The organism is uncultured Pseudoteredinibacter sp. (assembly GCF_947502065.1).
Taxonomy (GTDB): Bacteria; Pseudomonadota; Gammaproteobacteria; order Pseudomonadales; family Cellvibrionaceae; genus Pseudoteredinibacter.
Genome location: NZ_CANMYE010000001.1, coordinates 618,632 through 635,988 on the forward strand (window position 1 = coordinate 618,632; position 17,357 = coordinate 635,988).

16 protein-coding genes and 1 tRNA gene are annotated in these 17,357 nt (G+C 45.7%); 16 read left to right on the forward strand and 1 reads right to left on the reverse strand.

The genetic code is table 11. The annotated features are described in order from the left end of the window. Window positions 1-43: 43 nt before the first annotated feature. The 10 genes from rpsA (at window position 44) to Q1A41_RS02780 (ending at window position 9,831) form a co-directional block, all read left to right on the forward strand. Complete coding sequence (gene rpsA / locus Q1A41_RS02735) at window positions 44-1,729, forward strand: 30S ribosomal protein S1 (RefSeq protein ID WP_299974378.1); 1,686 nt, start codon at window positions 44-46, stop codon at window positions 1,727-1,729. 761 nt (window positions 1,730-2,490) lie between these two features. Beyond that, complete coding sequence (ihfB, locus tag Q1A41_RS02740) at window positions 2,491-2,784, forward strand: integration host factor subunit beta (RefSeq protein ID WP_299974381.1); 294 nt, start codon at window positions 2,491-2,493, stop codon at window positions 2,782-2,784. A 119-nt stretch (window positions 2,785-2,903) separates the two neighbouring features. Further along, window positions 2,904-3,806: a glucose-1-phosphate thymidylyltransferase RfbA gene (rfbA, locus tag Q1A41_RS02745; protein WP_299974384.1), complete on the forward strand. Its 903-nt coding sequence runs from the start codon at window positions 2,904-2,906 to the stop codon at window positions 3,804-3,806. After that, window positions 3,806-4,372, forward strand: a complete 567-nt coding sequence (gene rfbC / locus Q1A41_RS02750; protein WP_299974387.1) for a dTDP-4-dehydrorhamnose 3,5-epimerase — start codon at window positions 3,806-3,808, stop codon at window positions 4,370-4,372. The genes rfbA and rfbC overlap by 1 nt, the downstream gene beginning before the upstream one ends. A gap of 31 nt (window positions 4,373-4,403) precedes the next feature. Further along, complete coding sequence (gene rfbD / locus Q1A41_RS02755; RefSeq protein WP_299974390.1) at window positions 4,404-5,267, forward strand: dTDP-4-dehydrorhamnose reductase; 864 nt, start codon at window positions 4,404-4,406, stop codon at window positions 5,265-5,267. A gap of 25 nt (window positions 5,268-5,292) precedes the next feature. Next, window positions 5,293-6,336: a dTDP-glucose 4,6-dehydratase gene (gene rfbB / locus Q1A41_RS02760; RefSeq protein WP_299974393.1), complete on the forward strand. Its 1,044-nt coding sequence runs from the start codon at window positions 5,293-5,295 to the stop codon at window positions 6,334-6,336. A 4-nt stretch (window positions 6,337-6,340) separates the two neighbouring features. Further along, a complete protein-coding gene (locus Q1A41_RS02765; protein WP_299974396.1) occupies window positions 6,341-7,213 on the forward strand; it encodes a glycosyltransferase family 2 protein in 873 nt (290 codons plus the stop codon). Between the two features lie 121 nt (window positions 7,214-7,334). After that, complete coding sequence (locus tag Q1A41_RS02770; protein ID WP_299974399.1) at window positions 7,335-7,949, forward strand: hypothetical protein; 615 nt, start codon at window positions 7,335-7,337, stop codon at window positions 7,947-7,949. Window positions 7,950-8,177: 228 nt separating this feature from the next. After that, a complete protein-coding gene (locus Q1A41_RS02775; protein ID WP_299974402.1) occupies window positions 8,178-8,618 on the forward strand; it encodes an Hsp20 family protein in 441 nt (146 codons plus the stop codon). A 187-nt stretch (window positions 8,619-8,805) separates the two neighbouring features. Beyond that, window positions 8,806-9,831, forward strand: coding sequence for a hypothetical protein (locus Q1A41_RS02780; protein ID WP_299974405.1), 1,026 nt, complete (start codon window positions 8,806-8,808; stop codon window positions 9,829-9,831). Between the two features lie 26 nt (window positions 9,832-9,857). On the opposite strand, the gene Q1A41_RS02785 is transcribed toward Q1A41_RS02780, so the two are convergent. Next, entirely contained in the window at window positions 9,858-10,847 is a 990-nt protein-coding gene (locus tag Q1A41_RS02785) for a helix-turn-helix domain-containing protein (RefSeq protein WP_299974408.1), read from the reverse strand. Window positions 10,848-11,119: 272 nt separating this feature from the next. On the opposite strand from Q1A41_RS02785, the gene Q1A41_RS02790 reads away from it, so the two are divergent. From Q1A41_RS02790 to tig, 6 genes are all read left to right on the forward strand, one after another. Then, window positions 11,120-12,985 (forward strand): beta-ketoacyl synthase, encoded by a 1,866-nt coding sequence (locus Q1A41_RS02790; RefSeq protein WP_299974411.1) that lies wholly within the window; start codon window positions 11,120-11,122, stop codon window positions 12,983-12,985. 114 nt (window positions 12,986-13,099) lie between these two features. Continuing rightward, complete coding sequence (locus Q1A41_RS02795) at window positions 13,100-13,684, forward strand: helix-turn-helix domain-containing protein (protein ID WP_299974414.1); 585 nt, start codon at window positions 13,100-13,102, stop codon at window positions 13,682-13,684. A 126-nt stretch (window positions 13,685-13,810) separates the two neighbouring features. Continuing rightward, window positions 13,811-14,200 carry a carboxymuconolactone decarboxylase family protein gene (locus Q1A41_RS02800; RefSeq protein WP_299974417.1) on the forward strand — a complete coding sequence of 130 codons (390 nt, stop codon included), beginning with the start codon at window positions 13,811-13,813 and terminating at the stop codon, window positions 14,198-14,200. Window positions 14,201-14,214: 14 nt separating this feature from the next. Continuing rightward, complete coding sequence (locus tag Q1A41_RS02805; RefSeq protein ID WP_299974420.1) at window positions 14,215-15,579, forward strand: hypothetical protein; 1,365 nt, start codon at window positions 14,215-14,217, stop codon at window positions 15,577-15,579. A 177-nt stretch (window positions 15,580-15,756) separates the two neighbouring features. Then, window positions 15,757-15,841 (forward strand) — tRNA-Leu (locus Q1A41_RS02810). Window positions 15,842-15,937: 96 nt separating this feature from the next. Continuing rightward, window positions 15,938-17,251: a trigger factor gene (gene tig, locus Q1A41_RS02815; RefSeq protein WP_299974423.1), complete on the forward strand. Its 1,314-nt coding sequence runs from the start codon at window positions 15,938-15,940 to the stop codon at window positions 17,249-17,251. Window positions 17,252-17,357: the final 106 nt, after the last annotated feature.

Genomic DNA, 17,357 nt, shown 5'->3' on the forward strand with positions numbered 1-17,357 from the left:
CGTCTTAATAAAGCCGTAACCACCTTTATCTATAGGTATTGTAATGAGCGAAAGCTTTGCAGAATTATTTGAAGAAAGTTTAAAGTCCGTTGATATGGTTCCCGGTTCGATCGTAACCGGTGTTGTTATCGACGTAGACAAAGATTGGGTTACCGTTCACGCTGGTTTGAAATCTGAAGGTGTGATTCCTGCGGCCCAATTCCTGAACGAAAGCGGTGAGCTAACACTAAACATTGGTGATGAAGTTCAGGTTGCTCTAGAAAGCGTTGAAGACGGTTTCGGTGAGACTCGCCTATCTCGCGAAAAAGCCAAGCGTGCTGAAGCTTGGACTGTACTTGAAGCGGCTCATGAAGCCGACGAAGTGGTTACTGGTGTTATCAATGGTAAGGTTAAAGGTGGTTTCACCGTTGACGTTTCCAGCATCCGTGCCTTCTTGCCTGGTTCTTTGGTTGACGTTCGCCCAGTTCGCGAAACAGCTCACCTAGAAGGCAAAGAGTTAGAATTCAAAGTTATCAAGCTAGACCAGAAGCGCAACAACGTTGTTGTTTCTCGTCGCGCAGTTCTTGAGCACGCCAACTCTGCTGAGCGTGAAGAATTGCTGGCCAACCTACAAGAAGGTATGGCGGTTAAAGGTATCGTTAAGAACCTAACCGACTACGGTGCTTTCGTTGATCTAGGTGGCGTTGACGGCTTGTTGCACATCACTGACATGGCTTGGAAGCGCATCAAGCACCCAAGCGAAATCGTAAATGTTGGTGACGAGATTGACGTTAAAGTATTGAAGTTCGACCGTGAGCGTAACCGCGTATCTCTAGGTCTTAAGCAGTTGGGTGAAGATCCATGGATCCAGATCACCAACCGTTACCCAGAAGGTGCTCGCATCAAGGCTGTGGTAACTAACTTGACTGACTACGGTTGTTTCGCCGAGTTGGAAGAGGGTGTTGAAGGTCTAGTTCACGTTTCTGAAATGGATTGGACTAACAAGAACATTCACCCATCTAAAGTCGTTAATGTTGGCGACGAGTTGGAAGTGATGGTTCTAGACATCGACGAAGAGCGTCGTCGTATCTCCTTGGGTATCAAGCAGTGTCAAGAAAACCCATGGGATGCCTTCGCACGTACTAGCGCCAAGGGCGACAAAGTTACCGGTAAGATCAAGTCTATCACCGACTTCGGTATCTTCATCGGCTTGGAAGGTGGCATCGACGGTTTGGTTCACTTGTCTGACATTTCTTGGCACGAAGCTGGCGAAGAAGCCGTTCGTAACTACAAGAAAGGTGACGAGCTGGAAACCGTTATCTTGGCGATCGACCCAGAGCGTGAGCGTATCTCTCTAGGTATCAAGCAGTTGGATGCTGACCCGTTCTCTGACTATGTTGCTCAGAACGATAAGGGCGCCATCGTTGTTGGTACTATTAAAGAAGTAGATGCGAAAGCTGCGATTGTTGTACTAGCAGACGACGTTGAAGCTGTACTGAAAGCCTCTGAAATCAGCCGTGACAAGGTAGAAGATGCCCGTAACGTTCTGAAAGAAGGCGAAGAAGTAGAAGCTAAGATTGTTAGCGTTGACCGTAAGAATCGTGCGATCAACCTATCTATCAAGGCGAAGGACTTCGACGACGAGAAGAGTGCTATGAAAGAGCACTCTGCTAAGCAGACTGAGCAAGTAGCTCCTGCGACTATTGGTGACCTGATTAAGGCGCAAATGGCTAGCCAAGACAAGCAGTAATCTCTGCGAGTTCTTAGCGAAAGCTTGAAAAAGGCGGGTTTATCCCGCCTTTTTTGTGCCTGTTCGCTTTTTGTTGTGTCAGTGTAGCTCCTTTGTTCCATTCATGGCGTGTCGAGCTGCTCTGCTGTGATTTTTAAGTGAAAGGCTGGCCAGACTCTAGGGTGGGGCTAGTGTTTTTCCGTTCCGGTGTCGCATCCATGCGACTGTGCTGTGTTTCTTAAAGTTGGCCCACCCAAGACGCTAGCCTCTCCATATCACTAGTCCCATCCTAGGGCACCAACGCCATTATTCAGAGGTGCCCTAGAATCTTATTTAGGTTGCTTTCTTCTATATCTTGGAGCACAAGTAATTATTGGTCAGAGCTTGGTTTATCCAAGATTGATTTTGCGCAGATCCAGGCATCAACAAATGCAGCATGCACTAGGTAGGGAGAAGCTTCGCAGGGCTTGCCCGACTTGGAGGAGGGCGAGAGCTTGTATGGACACAGCAGTTTGCGGTCCTGAGAAGCTTCTCCCTACCTAGTGTATGCGGTCCAGGAACCCGGTAAATTGATTTTCAAATCCTGGCTACCACTCACACGAGCTAAGTTACTGAAAGCCCTAAAAAAGCCCAAATTCACCCCGTCAAAGCCCTAAATAAGCCTAATTAAGAGCTAAAATCAGCCCAGGCGACTATAATTTTACTTAACTTGTTGATTTTTAATGTTTTATCAGGTTATCGTTGCACTGAGGTAGATATTTCAGGTTGACTGAAGGTATGCCATGACCAAATCAGAATTGATCGACAAAATAGCCCTACACCAAGACCAGCTGTCTCAGAAAGATGTCGAGTTAGCGGTAAAATTGATGTTGGAATATATATCCACCATGCTGGCGACTGGTGAGCGCATCGAAATTAGAGGCTTTGGGAGCTTTTCATTGCACTATCGTGCTTCTCGTGTGGGTAGAAACCCAAAAACAGGAGATTCGGTAGAGCTTGAAGGTAAGCATGTACCCCATTTCAAGCCAGGTAAAGAGCTTCGCGACCGAGTAAATGAAGGCTTGCTTAGCGATTAGCGCTACTCTGCTGTAAAATCACGCCATTAATAGATAGGGCCGTGTAATGCCCTATACCTTCTTACTGACTGCCACCTAGTAAAATAGGTGGCTTTGCAGTTTATTTGGGATGTAATTAAATGACTGAATCAATAAATCCGAACGGTCGTAAGGGGATAATCCTCGCGGGCGGGTCGGGTACACGCCTGTATCCAATCACTCGATCAATCAGTAAACAAATGGTGCCAATTTATGACAAGCCCATGGTTTACTACCCTCTTAGCACTTTGATGATGGCAGGTATTCGGGATATTTTGCTGATTTCTACGCCTCGGGACTTGCCTGCTTATGAAGAGCTGTTAGGTGATGGCAAAGAGTGGGGCTTGAATATTCAATACGCGGTTCAAGAAAGCCCAGATGGCTTAGCGCAAGCTTTTATTATTGGTGAAGAGTTTATTGGTGATAGTGATTGCGCCTTAGTGCTAGGCGACAATATATTTTATTCTCAAGACTTCCACAAAGTTTTGCAGCGAGCCAGTGGGCAACATAGTGGAGCGACCGTTTTTGGTTACCATGTCGACGATCCTAGAGCCTATGGCGTGGTGGAATTTAGCCCAGAGGGCAAAGTTCTGTCTATCGAAGAAAAACCATCGGAGCCTAAATCGAAATATGCAGTCACCGGCCTCTATTTTTACGATAACCGAGTTATCGAGATCGCAAAATCAATTAAGCCATCCGATCGTGGCGAGCTAGAAATTACCGATGTAAATCGGGCTTACTTAGAGGATGGAAGCCTGACAGTAGAGTTATTAGGTCGCGGCTCGGCATGGCTTGATACTGGCACACACGATAATCTTCTTGAGGCAGGTTACTTCATTGCAACTCTTGAAAAGCGTCAGGGCTTGAAAGTGGCATGCCCTGAAGAGATCGCTTATAGAATGGGGTATATCGATGCAGAGCAGCTAAAGGCGCTTGCAAAGCCTTTAGAAAAGAGCGGTTACGGCAAGTACCTATTAGATGTGCTAGAGGATCAAGTATTCTAATGGAAATAGAACAATGTAATATACCTGAGGTTTTGCTGCTCAAGCCTAAGGTTTTTGGTGATGAGCGTGGTTTTTTCCTAGAAACATTTCGCCAAAGCTGGTTTCAAGAGCAGGGGCTAGACCATCAATTTGTGCAAGACAACCATAGCTCTTCCGCTAAGGGCGTTTTACGCGGCCTGCATTATCAAATGGAGCAAACACAGGGCAAGTTGGTTCGAGTGGTTCGTGGTGAGGTATATGATGTTGCTGTCGATATGCGTCAGGATTCGCCAACCTTTGGGCAATATGCCGCGGCCATTTTATCGGAAGAGAATAAACACTTGTTCTGGGTTCCTCCAGGTTTTGCTCATGGCTTTTTAGTGCTAAGCGAGATGGCTGAATTTGTTTACAAATGTACAGACTACTACCACCCCGAAAGCGAAGCCTCTTTGCGTTGGGATGACCCTACAGTAGCTATCGATTGGCCACTTTCGCAATACGGTATAAGCGCCCCAAGCTTATCAGATAAGGATAAAGATGGATTCTTGCTGCCCGACGCGCCGACTTTTGATAGTCGCAAATTCTGAGTGTGAGATTAACTTTGGACTTTGAGTTTTCATGAAAATACTGATTACCGGCGGCAGTGGGCAGCTGGGCTACCATTTGCAAAAAATAGCGGCAATAGATGGTAAGCATGAGCTTCTCTGCCCCAGTAGCGCTGTATTCGACCTAGCGAATAGCGAGCTTATTGAATCTTTTTTAGCATCAAATAGGCCCGATGTGATTATCAATGCGGCAGCTTACACGGCCGTTGATAAAGCCGAAACAGAGATTGACCTTGCAATGGCAATCAATGGCAGCGCGGTTGAAAGTCTCGCCAATTATAGCATTGAGCAGCAATGTCCTTTGATTCAAGTTTCCACAGATTTTGTGTTTGATGGCCAGCAGGGCATACCTTATGCACCCCAGACAAAGTGTCAGCCCTTGGGTATTTATGGTGAAAGTAAATATTTAGGTGAACAGGCTGCGCTAAGGTCACCGTACGCCAAGATTGTGCGTACCTCATGGGTTTACAGTGAGCATGGCTCCAACTTTGTGAAAACCATGTTGCGTTTAGCTGCTGAGCGTGAGCAGCTTAGCGTAGTGGCCGATCAAGTTGGTAGCCCGAGCTACGCGGGAAATCTTGCCAAATTTATTTGGCAGCTGTTGGAAAGCCCTGGCGATCAAATTATTTTGCATTGCAGTGATGCAGGTGTGTGTAGCTGGTATGATTTTGCTCACAGCGTTTTTGACTTAGCGAGCTCAATGGGTAAGTTAAAAAATGTGCCTCAGCTTACCGCTATTAGGAGTGATGAGTATCCGACTCCCGCAAAACGCCCTTCCTACAGTGTATTGGATTGTAGTGAAAGTTATAAATCAGTGGGGCTTACGCCGCAGCAATGGCGTGAGGCCTTAACGGTAATGTTAGAAAAGCTTAACTAGCTTGAATTATTTCTGAGTAAAAAATATGAAAACTTTATTGGTAACCGGTGGTGCAGGTTTTATCGGTTCTAATTTTTGTCACTATTGGGCAAAGCACCATCCAGAAGATAAAATTGTTGTGCTTGATGCCTTAACCTATGCAGGTCATGAAGAGTATCTGAGTGATCTCAAAGATAGCGCTGGCCTAGAATTTGTCCATGGTGATATTTGCGATTACTCCTTGTTAGAAGCTCTATTTGAAAAGCACCCTTTTGATCATGTTGTGCATTTTGCAGCGGAGTCTCATGTTGACAGATCGATAAGCGGACCTGATGCTTTTATTGAAACCAATATTATCGGTACCCATAATCTGCTGAAATTGGCGAAGCTGCACTGGTTAGATAAAGGCGTTTCTGAGCACCGTTTTCATCATGTCTCGACAGATGAAGTTTATGGTAGCTTGGAGGCCGATGACCCTGCATTTAGTGAAAGTACAGCTTTTGCTCCAAATTCTCCATATTCGGCGAGTAAAGCCGCATCCGATCACTTGGTTAGAGCTTATCATCATACCTTTGGGTTGAATGTGAGCACTAGTAATTGCTCTAATAACTACGGTCCAAGACAAGACAAAGAAAAGCTAATACCGCTAATTATTCATAATATCTTGCACGGAGAAGCGTTACCTATTTATGGTGACGGTATGAATATTAGAGACTGGTTGTACGTCGATGATCATTGTTATGCGATTGATCTAATTTTGCAGCAGGGCCTTAACGGTGAGGTGTATAACGTTGGTGGTGAAAACGAGTGGGCCAATTTGCATATCGTAGAGTTAATTTGCGATTTAATCGATAAGAAGCTTTTGGCAGAGCCGACTTACCTTACTAAGTTTTCTGAATCACCAATTGCTAAAGGTGGCAAGGCCAAGGATTTAATCAGCTTTGTTAAAGATCGCGCCGGACACGATCGTCGTTATGCTATCGATCCAAGTAAATGTCATGCAGAACTCAACTACCACCCACGAGAAACGTTTGAAACCGGCATAGCTAAAACGCTCGATTGGTATTTGGCTGAAGCCGTCAAGGTTTAGTGCATTGCAAGCTCCGCATCTTACGGCGTCGGTTGTTCTATATTTTAGTAAGACCGAGGTATTGCAGCAGCAGTTAGATTCTTTGCAAAGTGCCATGCTTGAGCTCTGCAAAGAGCATCCTGCTGCTGCTTTAACGCTTTACTGGGTGGATAACAGCGTAAGTAGTGATTATCACCAGTCTTTGATAAAGCTGCTCGCTGATAAAGTTCTGCCTAGCAATATAACAATCGAATTGATTCGAAGCCCAGCTAATCGTGGATATGGTGACGCCCATAATCAAGCATTGGGTCGACTGAATGTTGAGTCAAACATCGACAATAATACCAAGAGCCTTGTATCCGAGGCGCTAGCACATGATTATCATCTATTATTGAATCCTGATGTCTATTTATCGCCTGGGTGTTTGCTTGAATGTTTCAGGCAAATGGAGAGCAGCCCCGAGATAGGCTTGCTCACAGGCCAAATTGCTAATAATTATGAGGCTGTACCTCATGTGGCCAAGCGCTTTCCAGGGTTAAGGACTTTGCTGGGGAGGTATTTGCGCCTTCCGCTTTGGTTGCAGGAGCAGCAAAAATATATATATGCCGATAAAGACCCTAAAGATGTTTTTGATGTGGAGTTAGCGGGTGGCTGCTTTTACTTTTGTAGGCTTTCGGCATTGCGTTCGGTGGCAGGCTTTGATGATCGATATTTTCTTTATTTCGAAGACTTTGATTTATGCCAAAGATTACGAAATCAAGCGTGGGTTTTACGTTACAGCCCAGACATAGCGTTTGAACATGATGGTGGCGGAGTGAAATCCAAATCACTACGACATCAGTGGTTTTTCTTTTGCTCGGCGTTTCGCTTTTACCGTAATCATGGTTGGCGTTGGTGATTGTCGGAGTGGCCTATTCAAAAGTGTGCGCTAGCTCTCAAAACCAAGCAAGCCCTAATGAATATTACTGAGTAGCCACTCTTGAGTTTCGTTAGATCTACATAGCTATGTAGGTGACTTCATGAGATTCAAAATCCATTCTTTTATTTTATTAACCTTAGTGACCTTGGGTTCGGTTTTGCAAGCTGCAGACTTGCCATTAGAACGAGATATTCTTACTCGCCTGCAGCAGCTTTCAGAAAATAATGCTTTGCAGGTGCAAGACAGGGAAAATAGTCTGCAAGATTTCGAGCGTAAGTTAAATGCTGCCAGGGAAGATTTAGCGGGTTTGAGAATCGGCTTACAGAATAAAGAGCAAGAGTTGGCTCAACTAGTGGCAGCAGGTGAATCACAAGCAAGGCAACGCAAGTTGGCAGAACATGCGGTTGCAATGGCAAAACGCGGTATTAAAAATCGTCAAAAACGTGTTGAGCGAATTGAAGGCAAGCTCAGTCAAGAGAAGCTATTACTCGAGCATGCTCACAACAGGCTCGTTAAAAATAGAACTGATATAGCTCGCCAAGAAGTTAAGATTGCTCGCTTAAAGGAAGAGCAGAAGAAGCGGCAGTCGAAAGTGCTCGAAGAGATAAGTCCCGCCCAGCAAGAAGGCTTGAGCCTAAAAACGAATCAGGCGCACGGGGATAGTAAGCCCAGATTTAACCTAGCAGAGCGTAAATCAGAAAATGGTCCTAAGTAGCTTTTGGGGTGAAATAGGTGTTTACACAGGATGCACAGCTGTCCTAGAGAGACTTTGAGACTTTTTGAAAACTATCTTCTATTTTACTTGATATCCTAATTTGCAACCCCATATAGATAGTAAGCCCGCCTGATGGGGGCTTACTGATTAGACAGCAACGGCGCTGTCTCAATGCTAGGACTGAAAGTCTGGCAACTATTGATATTGCTTATTTAAAGGATATTTCTTATGCGTAATTTTGATTTAACCCCGCTATACCGATCCTCCATTGGCTTTGATCGCATGGCCAATATATTAGATAGCTTGAGTGCGACTGAGCAAAACCAACCAAGCTACCCACCATACAATATTGAGTTAACAGGAGAGGATCAGTATCGAATAACCATGGCTGTGGCCGGTTTTTCCGAAGCTGAGTTAGGTATAGAGGTTGAGGAAAACAAGCTGTCTATTTCAGGCAAAAAAGAAACTGGCGCAGAAGACAAAACCTATTTGCATCAAGGTATAGCAGCTAGAAATTTCGATCGCCGTTTTCAACTTGCTGACCATGTAAGGGTTGAACATGCCCATAAGGAAAATGGTCTTTTACATATCGACTTACGCAGAGAGATACCCGAGGCGATGAAACCACGTAGCATCGCAATTTCTAAAACCGGCTTATTAGAGTCGTAAGTCTCCCCCTCATTGGCTTAGAGAAAAGCTTGTATCTTTCGGGGTACAGGCTTTTTTTGTGAATCCTGTCTCATAGGGTGATTGTTTTTGCCATAGAGCTTGGCTGCTTTCGCCTATTATAATTTGTCACTTAAGACGTTAGGGTAAGCCCCAGTTTTTAACTCTTAAAATATTACAGTGACATGTTATGAATGCCACAGCTATAGCCGCAATTTTGTTATCTTTGTGTATTTTTTGTTCAGTTTCTTTTGCTCAGGCTCTTGAGCAAGAAATTAAAGACACAAAACAATCGATAAAGCAGACTCAAAGACGCATCCCTCAAATGGAAGTACTTGCAGAAGAGCTCGAGCTCGAACTGCAAAGCTTCTCCCGTAAGCTTGATTCAGCTGAACAGGATCTAGCGAAGTCAAATCGAGATGCCGCGACTGCTCAATCCTCTCTGCAGGCGACTAAGTCTGCTCACCAAGCACACGCTTCACAAGATACTGATCGCGCAATGCGCAAGGCAGAGCATGCTTATGCAATGGCTGAAAGAGGCGTTAAGAATCGCAGTAAGCGAGTAGAGCGAATTCAAGGCAAATATCAAGAATTGTTGCTGAGCAAAGAGCGTTTGGCGCAACAGCGTAATTCACTCAGTGCTCAATTAAATACGCAGAATTCAAAACTAATACGGCTTCAGAAAAACTTAGTCGAGCAGCAAAAAGCCGCACTGGAAGATCAGCGAGCCAATGAACTAGCAGAGCAAAATCGCGCACAGCAGTTAGTCGCTCAAAGGCTAGAGGCTGAACGACGTGAGGCTGAAAAAAAACAAGCGACTATCGTTCAAACCATGGCTAATCAAGCTGCCGCGCAAAAAAATGAGCCCAAGGGTTTGAGTGCCGCAGATCAGGCTGCGAAATCTAAGGCTGAATCACTAATAGCTTCGCTTAGACAAGACATTGAGAGCAAGCCAGGCCGCAAGCCGCTCTATAAGCGCCTGGCATTAAAAGGACAGAAGTTAATCACAGTGCCCTTTGAATTTATGGGGGCAAACTACTATCGAGCTGAGGCTCGGGTTAGTTCAGGGGAGCAGTTTTTTGAAGTGTCAAAAAATCGCTTTAATCGAAATGTAACTGAGGCCGATGACGGGCAAATTTATGTGTTTATCTACCAAGCAAAATCGGCGTCTCGAGGCATCTTAAATTATTATAAAAAGTCTCTGCTTGAAAAATAGCCCGAGGGCTCAGCATTGCTGAGCCTTTATTGATTGGCTGAGAAAAGTTTTGCTCGCACAGTTGTACGATATTCGCTCGGTGTGGTTGCTAAGAGCTTTTTGAATAAACCCGTAAAGTGCCCCATATCCTGGTAGCCTACTCGAAATGCAATTTCGTTGATTGATAAGTTGCTGGTTTTAAGTAGGTCTTTGGCTGTTTCGATACGCACTTCCTGCAAATATTGCAGCGGTGATTTACCGGTAGCGCCTTTAAAGCGGCGATTAAAGGTTCGCACGCTCATATCAAACTTCTCTGCCACATCACTCAGTTTTACTTCTTTGCCGTAATTGTCTTGCAGCCAAATCTGAGCTTGCACAATATCTTCATCCGGGTGGTTGTTTGAGCAGCCCTCAAAGAATCCACTTTCCTCGTATGAGCGTCTGATTTCGTGGGAGAAATGACGCTCTACATGGTTGGCTGTTGGGCGGTCATATAAGCGTTGAATAAAATGAACGGTCAGATCAGCCAAGGCATTTACACTGGCCGCGCAATAAAGGTTTGAAGCTTGGGTAATAAAGTACTGCCGTTTTAGCTGTACCTGAGGGTAGTCTCTTTGAAACTGGTCAAAATAATGCCAGTGTGTGGTGGCTGGCTTACCGTCCAAAAGGCCTGCTTCAGCGAGTAGGCAGCAACCTGTTCCCACTGCGCTAATGGTGGCACCACTTTCATAGTGTTGACGTAACCAACTTAACAGCTGGGGCTGCTTTTTCATTAGGGGGCGAGGGTTTCGCCAAAGTGCGGGCAGGTAAATCATATCGCTTTGATCAACCTCGGGTAAGCTGAGGTCGGGTTGAAACGAAAAGCCAGCTCGAGTACTAACCGCCTTTCTTTCGATCGCGGCCGTTTGAATAGTCAACCTTTCTGCTTTGCGATTTTGTGCCAGTGCAGCTGACTCGGCAGCACGCAGCATTTCAATAGGCAAGGTGGTGCCAGTCGCTAGCATGTGGTCACATAAAACAAAGGTAATGGTTGGCACAGTTAACTCCTAACACTCAAATTACTGGGCTAAATGCTCTGAAAATGGCATGAAAATAAATCATGGCCACTATGCCTGTAATATTGGCTAAAGTTGCCCCTGGGTGGTTATGGTTATTCTGGTCTTAATTGTTGCCATACTGGCCAAATAAGCTCATAAATGGAGCGGGTGGCGCTTTTCCCGAAGGTGCTGGCTGAAATCACAAAATTTTTGTGCTCATAGATTCATAAAATAATCCTTTCAGTTGTCTCTGCAAATAATTGGGGTTGTCTATGTCAAAGCTGCGTTTACCTGTCATTGTTTCAATGGGCGGAATTAATGCCGCTGGTCGCAGTTCAGGTCATCATGCATATCGAAGAATGGTGTTTGATAAGCTTGATGGCTCCTTACAACATGGCACCTTGAGTTCTTTAGCGTCGATGTGCGGGCTCGAATTGGCAGAAAGCTTCTCTGCAGAGCAGCGGCAAGATATTTTGTCGCGCACCCTAATTCGGCAAGTTGAGCAAAACCATTTTGATGTAGAAAACTTGGCCTGGATGACACCTTTGGATACCCATGACCGAGCAGGAAAGGCTATGGAGTTTGAGTGTCGCCGAAAGCAATTGCCCCGCGATTTACCACCTAATTGGGTGGTTCAAGATTTAGCCGATGACCGAGTTAGCGTTCGAATGGAGGGGCAGGGCCGGTTGTTTGTTCCGAACACTCGCATTGCTCCGGTGCAGTCTGCGGGGCAGCTACCTAAAGGCTTTGATCCTGCAAATTTATACCCTTCGCGTTTTCACCCGCGCGGTTTACAGATGTCGGTGGTGGCCGCTTCTGATGCCTTAAATAATATGGGCCTAGCATGGGAAACGCTGTGTGCTGCATTACCAGCCGATCAAATTGCTGTCTATTCCGGTAGTGTCATGGCGCAACTGGATGACAATGGTTACGGGGGTTTATTGCAATCGCGCATGAAAGGTGGGCGGGTTAGCTCTAAGCAGTTGCCTTTGGGCTTAAACACCATGCCAGCCGATTTTGTGAACGCCTATGTTTTAGGCAGTTTAGGTGCTACCGGCAGTGTAACAGGGGCTTGCGCCACCTTCTTATACAACTTGCGAATGGGTGTTGAAGATATTCAATCGGGTCGTCGTCGAGTGGTCTTTGTGGGTAATGCTGAAGCCCCGTTAACTTCAGAGGTATTTGAAGGCTATGGTGCGATGAGCGCTTTAGCTACAGATGAGGGCTTGCGTAAATTGGATGGCAGCGATCAGGCAGATCACCGTCGTGCCAGTCGTCCTTTCGGTGAAAACTGCGGTTTCACATTGGCTGAGTCGGCGCAGTATATCGTTTTGATGGATGATGAGTTGGCGATTGAGTTGGGTGCCGAAATCTATGGCGCGGTAAGCGATGTATTTATTAACGCCGATGGTTATAAGAAGTCTATATCTGCGCCGGGCCCTGGCAATTATATTACTCTTGCAAAATCAATGGCAGCCAGTGCGGCTTTACTTGGCGAGAGTAGTGTGCGCGACAGAAGCTACATTCAGGCCCATGGTTCGAGTACGCCTCAGAATCGGGTTACCGAGTCAAGAATCTTGGATAAGATGGCACGCAACTTTGGTATAAGTTCTTGGCCTGTTTCTGCGGTTAAGGCCTATGTGGGCCACTCACTTGCGCCGGCGAGCGCCGATCAAATGATGGCCGTACTCGGTCAGTTTGCACACGGCTGGTTGCCAGGGTTGAAAACCAGTGGTGCGATTGCTGATGATGTTTATCAAGATAATTTGAATTTTCCTCTAGACGATACTGAGCTGCCAGATAGGGATGTGGCATTTATTAACTCCAAGGGTTTTGGGGGAAATAATGCGACCGCAGCTGTTGTTCATCCAGCTAAGGTCGAGCAGATGTTGAGTAGGCGTTACGATGCGCAAACCATGACCGCCTATCAAGCTAAGCTTGAGCAAACACGTGAGCAGCGTGCCCAGTATGAATCTTCAGTAAGTAAGGGCGATTGGCAAGTGCGCTACCGATTTGGTGAAGGCATGATCGAAGAGTCCGAGTTAGAGCTGCAGCGTGATTCATTGCGCATTCCGGGGTGGGCCAAAGCGGTTGAGTTGCCAACGTCGACGCCTTACGACGACTTGCGCTTAGACTAAGTTCCTCACACAACAAACGGCTTGTTGGCAATCAGTAGTTGCTGCCTGTGACACTAGCTCAGCGAAGACTTCCGAGGTTATACTGATATACGAATCAATCTAGGAGAGGTTGCTGTGTCTGAATCGGGAGATAATGCCCCTGAACTTGTTAACTCTGAAGCCGGTTTGCCATTAGGTCGAAGATTACAACTTTTAAGGGAGCGCAATGGTTGGTCGCAGCGCGAATTAGCCAAGCGCTCAGGTGTTACCAATAGTGTTATCTCCACCATCGAGCAAGGGCGGGTAAGCCCTTCGATCAGCTCCTTAGAAAAAATACTTTCCGGCTTCCCGGTTTCCTTAAGAGAGTTTTTTACCTTTGACCCAGATGCCGAAGCGCCGGTGTTTTTTGCGGTACAAGAGATGGAGCTGCGTCAGTTTGAGGGATTGCAGTCTCGTCGCCTTTTCGCTCACCAAGGCGTTGCGGTTACCCATGTGGTCTACCAGGGTTCTTTAGGTGAAATGGCCAGCTCTTCGCCGAGTCTATACCAGCGTGATGGGATGACTGTTGGAGTAATTATATCGGGGCAATTAGAGGTTACCGTCGGTGGCCAGGTTAAATTGCTCAATGCTGGAGAGGGATATCAGTTCGATCAAAGCCGCCCCCATTGCATTCGCAACCTCAATGAAGAAGAGTGTGTCGTATTATCGGTAAGTTGTTAAACTATGGCGCCTCTGCATAGTCAGAGTGGTCAGGTGATTATTAAATATAGCCCAAATACCTAATAGCTTAGATACATAGTAGTGGGCACCTGAGTAAAAACCATAGCAACTAACAAGAGATATAATATGAGCAGTAGACGCCAGCGTGGTGAGGAAATTCGCCGAGAAGTAATGAGCGATCCATTTGTTGACCGAGCGCTAAACAATACCTCGGATTTCGACGCCCCTTTACAGGAGCTAGTAATGGAAACGGCTTGGGGAACGGTTTGGGATCGAGACGATTTACCGCGTGCTACTCGAAGCCTAGTCACTATAGCGATGTTGGCAGCAATGAAATGCTCCAATGAATTGAAAGGGCATGTGCGTGGTGCTCTGCGAAATGGCTGTACAGTAGAAGAAATTCGCGCCGTCTTACTTCATGCTGTCCCTTATATAGGTGCGCCAGCTAGCCTTGAGGCCTTTCGTTCGGCTCGAGAAATCATTGAAGAGCATGAGCGTGCTCAACAGGCTGAGTAACAGAATACGCCTTTATGTCCGTAATGGTAGAAAATCCCGCTGACTATATTCAGCAGTGTATGTCTTCAGGTTTGAGCTCAAGCTATCGCTTTTGCTTTGAATTTGAAAATATGCTGCTTGGGTCAGAGTTGTCACAAAAAGAAGTGTACCAGATCTTGCTTTATAAGCAGGACGGGCGATGGCGGGTTGCCATTGCTTTGCTTAGTGATTTAGCTAAAGGGCACAATGATCAAGTAAATGCTTTGGAAAATAGCCTAGCGGTTGATGGCCCTTGGGTCTTCAAAACGGTCAGCATCCCAAAACCTTGGGGGCAAGAAATTTGGTATAGCGCTTATGAGCAGCGTGGGGTTTGTCACTTAGCTGACGATAATCAGCAAAGCGGTGTGCCAGTGCATTTATGGCTTTACCTCTTCCCTGAATTGTTAAAGCCTTCTACCGAGTTAAATTTACTTAAAGTTCTCGCGCCGTTTTCTAGTCCTTTGCTTGGCGAGCTTTATTTTGAAATGCATGAGAAAAAACAGGAAGTTTACGTTGTAAGTCATATCGACGAGACAGCCTGGCCGGATGGTGTCGCGCAAATGCGTTTCGGTTTTTGCTCTGAAAAACAAAAGCAGTTTTCTTCTTTTGAGGCATTTAAGGTTGCGTATTTATCTGTAGTAAAGCGCTATGAGGGTTTACGTAAGCAAATCGATGCGGCCTTGCAAAGTCAGTTTCAAGCTGTATTTACAGAAAGTAACGAACAAGCAAAAAGTGAATACCTAAAGCAGTTGCCAGAGGCTCTGTTGCGTAAGGAACAGCTGCTGGCCGATGAAATGACCTCCTTTATTGCAAAGCGACCTTTGCGTTTGGGCGATGTTATTCAGGTGCCTAAGTTGCTGCCCCACGGCTTATTGCATGGTGTGAGAGTTGTTGAATTCCAAACTCCGGTGTACGAGCGGCTTATCTTATCGTTTCGACAAAAAGTACTGACACAGGATGGCTGGGATACCGAGCAGGCACTGGCATTACTGGCCGAGCCTCCAGTGAGTCAGGGTATACAACAGGGCGTTTGCAAGCTTCATACCCATTTCGATGAGCTGGTAAATTTAGAGCGAATTGTTGAATTTGATGGTTTTGAGGTCTTTCGTTTGAGGTTTTTGCAAGCTGGGACAGTGGGTCTTGCTGAGCTGTTATGTCCTGTAGTTGGCCAAAATACGAATTTTGGGAATATTTTGATGCTGGCTTTACATGAAATTGCCATTCAAAACGGCCCGGCGGAATTATTATTGCAGCCGCAAGAGGGAGCTTGCCTACCTGTCTGGGAAAACTTCTCTGAAAACTCTATGCAATTGCAGGCTAAAAAAGGCTCAATTGTGCTATTAAGTCGTCCACTTTTATAAATTTTGACCATTGTTTAATAATTTTTTCTTCTTGGTGTTGATCCTTCAAAAATAGTGTGGCAGTATTAGCACCCCTTTGGCGCAGAGCGCTTTGAATTCAAGTAAAATAATGTTTGAAATCAAAGGCTTACGTGCTAATATAGCTCATCGCTTCTGAAGCGAGAGCCCACAAGTAATGCGGACGTGGCGGAATTGGTAGACGCGCTAGATTTAGGTTCTAGTATCGCAAGGTGTGAGAGTTCAAGTCTCTCCGTCCGCACCATTTTTCTAGAGAATTTTGGCTTTAGGGAGTTGCCCTAAGGCTTTTTTGCGTTCAGCGCTCTCGAATAGCGCAAGCGCTTATTGTGAGAGGAACATCATGCAGGTTTCAATCGAAACAACTACCGGTTTAGAGCGTCGCTTGACTGTAGGCGTGCCAGCAGAGCAAGTCGACAGTGAAGTTGAGAATCGCCTGAAGCAGGCCGCTAAAACCGTACACCTAAACGGCTTCCGCAAAGGTAAAGTGCCTTTGAAAGTAGTTAAGCAGCGTTTTGGTGCTGGCGTTCGCCAGGAAGTTTTGGGTGAAGTGATGAGCCGCAGCTTCTACGAAGCTGTGCAGCAAGAGGGTGTAAACCCTGCTGGTCAACCTGCAATTGAGCCTAAAGAAATGGGCGAAGGCAAAGATATCGAGTTCGTAGCGACCTTCGAAGTTTACCCTGAAATTGAGTTGGCCGATGTTTCCGGTATTGAAGTTAATAAGCCAGTAGCTGAAGTTACTGACAAAGATATTGCTAATATGATCGAGACTCTGCAAAAACAGCAGGGTACTTTCAAAAACGTACGTCGCAAAGCAGTTAAAGAAAACCGCTTGAACATCGACTACGTTGGCACTAAAGATGGCGAAGAGTTTGAAGGCGGTAAAGCTGAAGGCCAAGAATTGGTGTTGGGTTCTAACAGCATGATTCCTGGTTTTGAAGATGGCCTAATTGGCGCCAAGAAAGGTGAAGAGGTTGTTTTAGATCTAACCTTCCCTGAAGACTATCATTCTGAAGAGCTAAAAGGTGCTGCGGTTCAATTTACTGTTAAGGTAAACCAGGTAGCGGCGATAGAATTGCCAGAATTGGATGAAGAGTTCTTCAAGAAGTATGGCGTTGAAGAAGGTGGCGAAGAGAAGTTCCGTGAAGAAGTGCGTAACAACATGGAGCGTGAGCTAAAGAACGCCGCTAAGAACAAAATTAAAACCCAGGTTATGGATGGCTTGTTAAACGCCAACTCTGTTGATGTGCCTAAAGCGCTTGTGGCTTCTGAAATTGACGCATTACGCGGTCAAATGATGCAGCAATTCGGCGGTGCCGCTGAAAATATGGATCTGAAATCTATCCTTCCAGATGATATGTTCACTGAGCAAGCTGAGCGTCGCGTTTCTCTTGGCTTAATTGTTGGTGAGTTGGTTAAGAAGGAAGAGCTTAAAGTAGATGCTGACGCTGTTAAGGCGATGGTTGAAGAAATGGCTTCTACTTATCAAGATCCAGAAGAGGTTGTTAACTACTATTACAGCAACCGTGAATTGTTGGCTGGTGTAGAGTCTGCGGTATTGGAAGATCAGGTTGTTGACCATATCTTGGACAAGGCCAAAGTAGAAGAAGTTAAGAGCGAATACGAAGACGTAATTAAGCCTGAAGCTCAGGCGTAATTATTTTTAGATCGTTTCGTGATCAAGACGCCGGCATTATGCCGGCGTTTTTGTTTAAGCTTTAGGCATAATTGAATTTTTATGACTGAAAACTGGCATAGTTGCG

What these genes read in the sequence shown, in the direction of transcription:
- rfbA (WP_299974384.1), top strand. Translation starts at nt 2,904, where the DNA reads ATGACTGAATCAATAAATCCGAACGGTCGTAAGGGGATAATCCTCGCG.
- Q1A41_RS02805 (WP_299974420.1), top strand. Translation starts at nt 14,215, where the DNA reads ATGTCCGTAATGGTAGAAAATCCCGCTGACTATATTCAGCAGTGTATG.
- rfbB (WP_299974393.1), top strand. Translation starts at nt 5,293, where the DNA reads ATGAAAACTTTATTGGTAACCGGTGGTGCAGGTTTTATCGGTTCTAAT.
- Q1A41_RS02775 (WP_299974402.1), top strand. Translation starts at nt 8,178, where the DNA reads ATGCGTAATTTTGATTTAACCCCGCTATACCGATCCTCCATTGGCTTT.
- rpsA (WP_299974378.1), top strand. Translation starts at nt 44, where the DNA reads ATGAGCGAAAGCTTTGCAGAATTATTTGAAGAAAGTTTAAAGTCCGTT.
- Q1A41_RS02790 (WP_299974411.1), top strand. Translation starts at nt 11,120, where the DNA reads ATGTCAAAGCTGCGTTTACCTGTCATTGTTTCAATGGGCGGAATTAAT.
- tig (WP_299974423.1), top strand. Translation starts at nt 15,938, where the DNA reads ATGCAGGTTTCAATCGAAACAACTACCGGTTTAGAGCGTCGCTTGACT.
- rfbC (WP_299974387.1), top strand. Translation starts at nt 3,806, where the DNA reads ATGGAAATAGAACAATGTAATATACCTGAGGTTTTGCTGCTCAAGCCT.
- Q1A41_RS02770 (WP_299974399.1), top strand. Translation starts at nt 7,335, where the DNA reads ATGAGATTCAAAATCCATTCTTTTATTTTATTAACCTTAGTGACCTTG.
- ihfB (WP_299974381.1), top strand. Translation starts at nt 2,491, where the DNA reads ATGACCAAATCAGAATTGATCGACAAAATAGCCCTACACCAAGACCAG.
- Q1A41_RS02800 (WP_299974417.1), top strand. Translation starts at nt 13,811, where the DNA reads ATGAGCAGTAGACGCCAGCGTGGTGAGGAAATTCGCCGAGAAGTAATG.
- rfbD (WP_299974390.1), top strand. Translation starts at nt 4,404, where the DNA reads ATGAAAATACTGATTACCGGCGGCAGTGGGCAGCTGGGCTACCATTTG.
- Q1A41_RS02780 (WP_299974405.1), top strand. Translation starts at nt 8,806, where the DNA reads ATGAATGCCACAGCTATAGCCGCAATTTTGTTATCTTTGTGTATTTTT.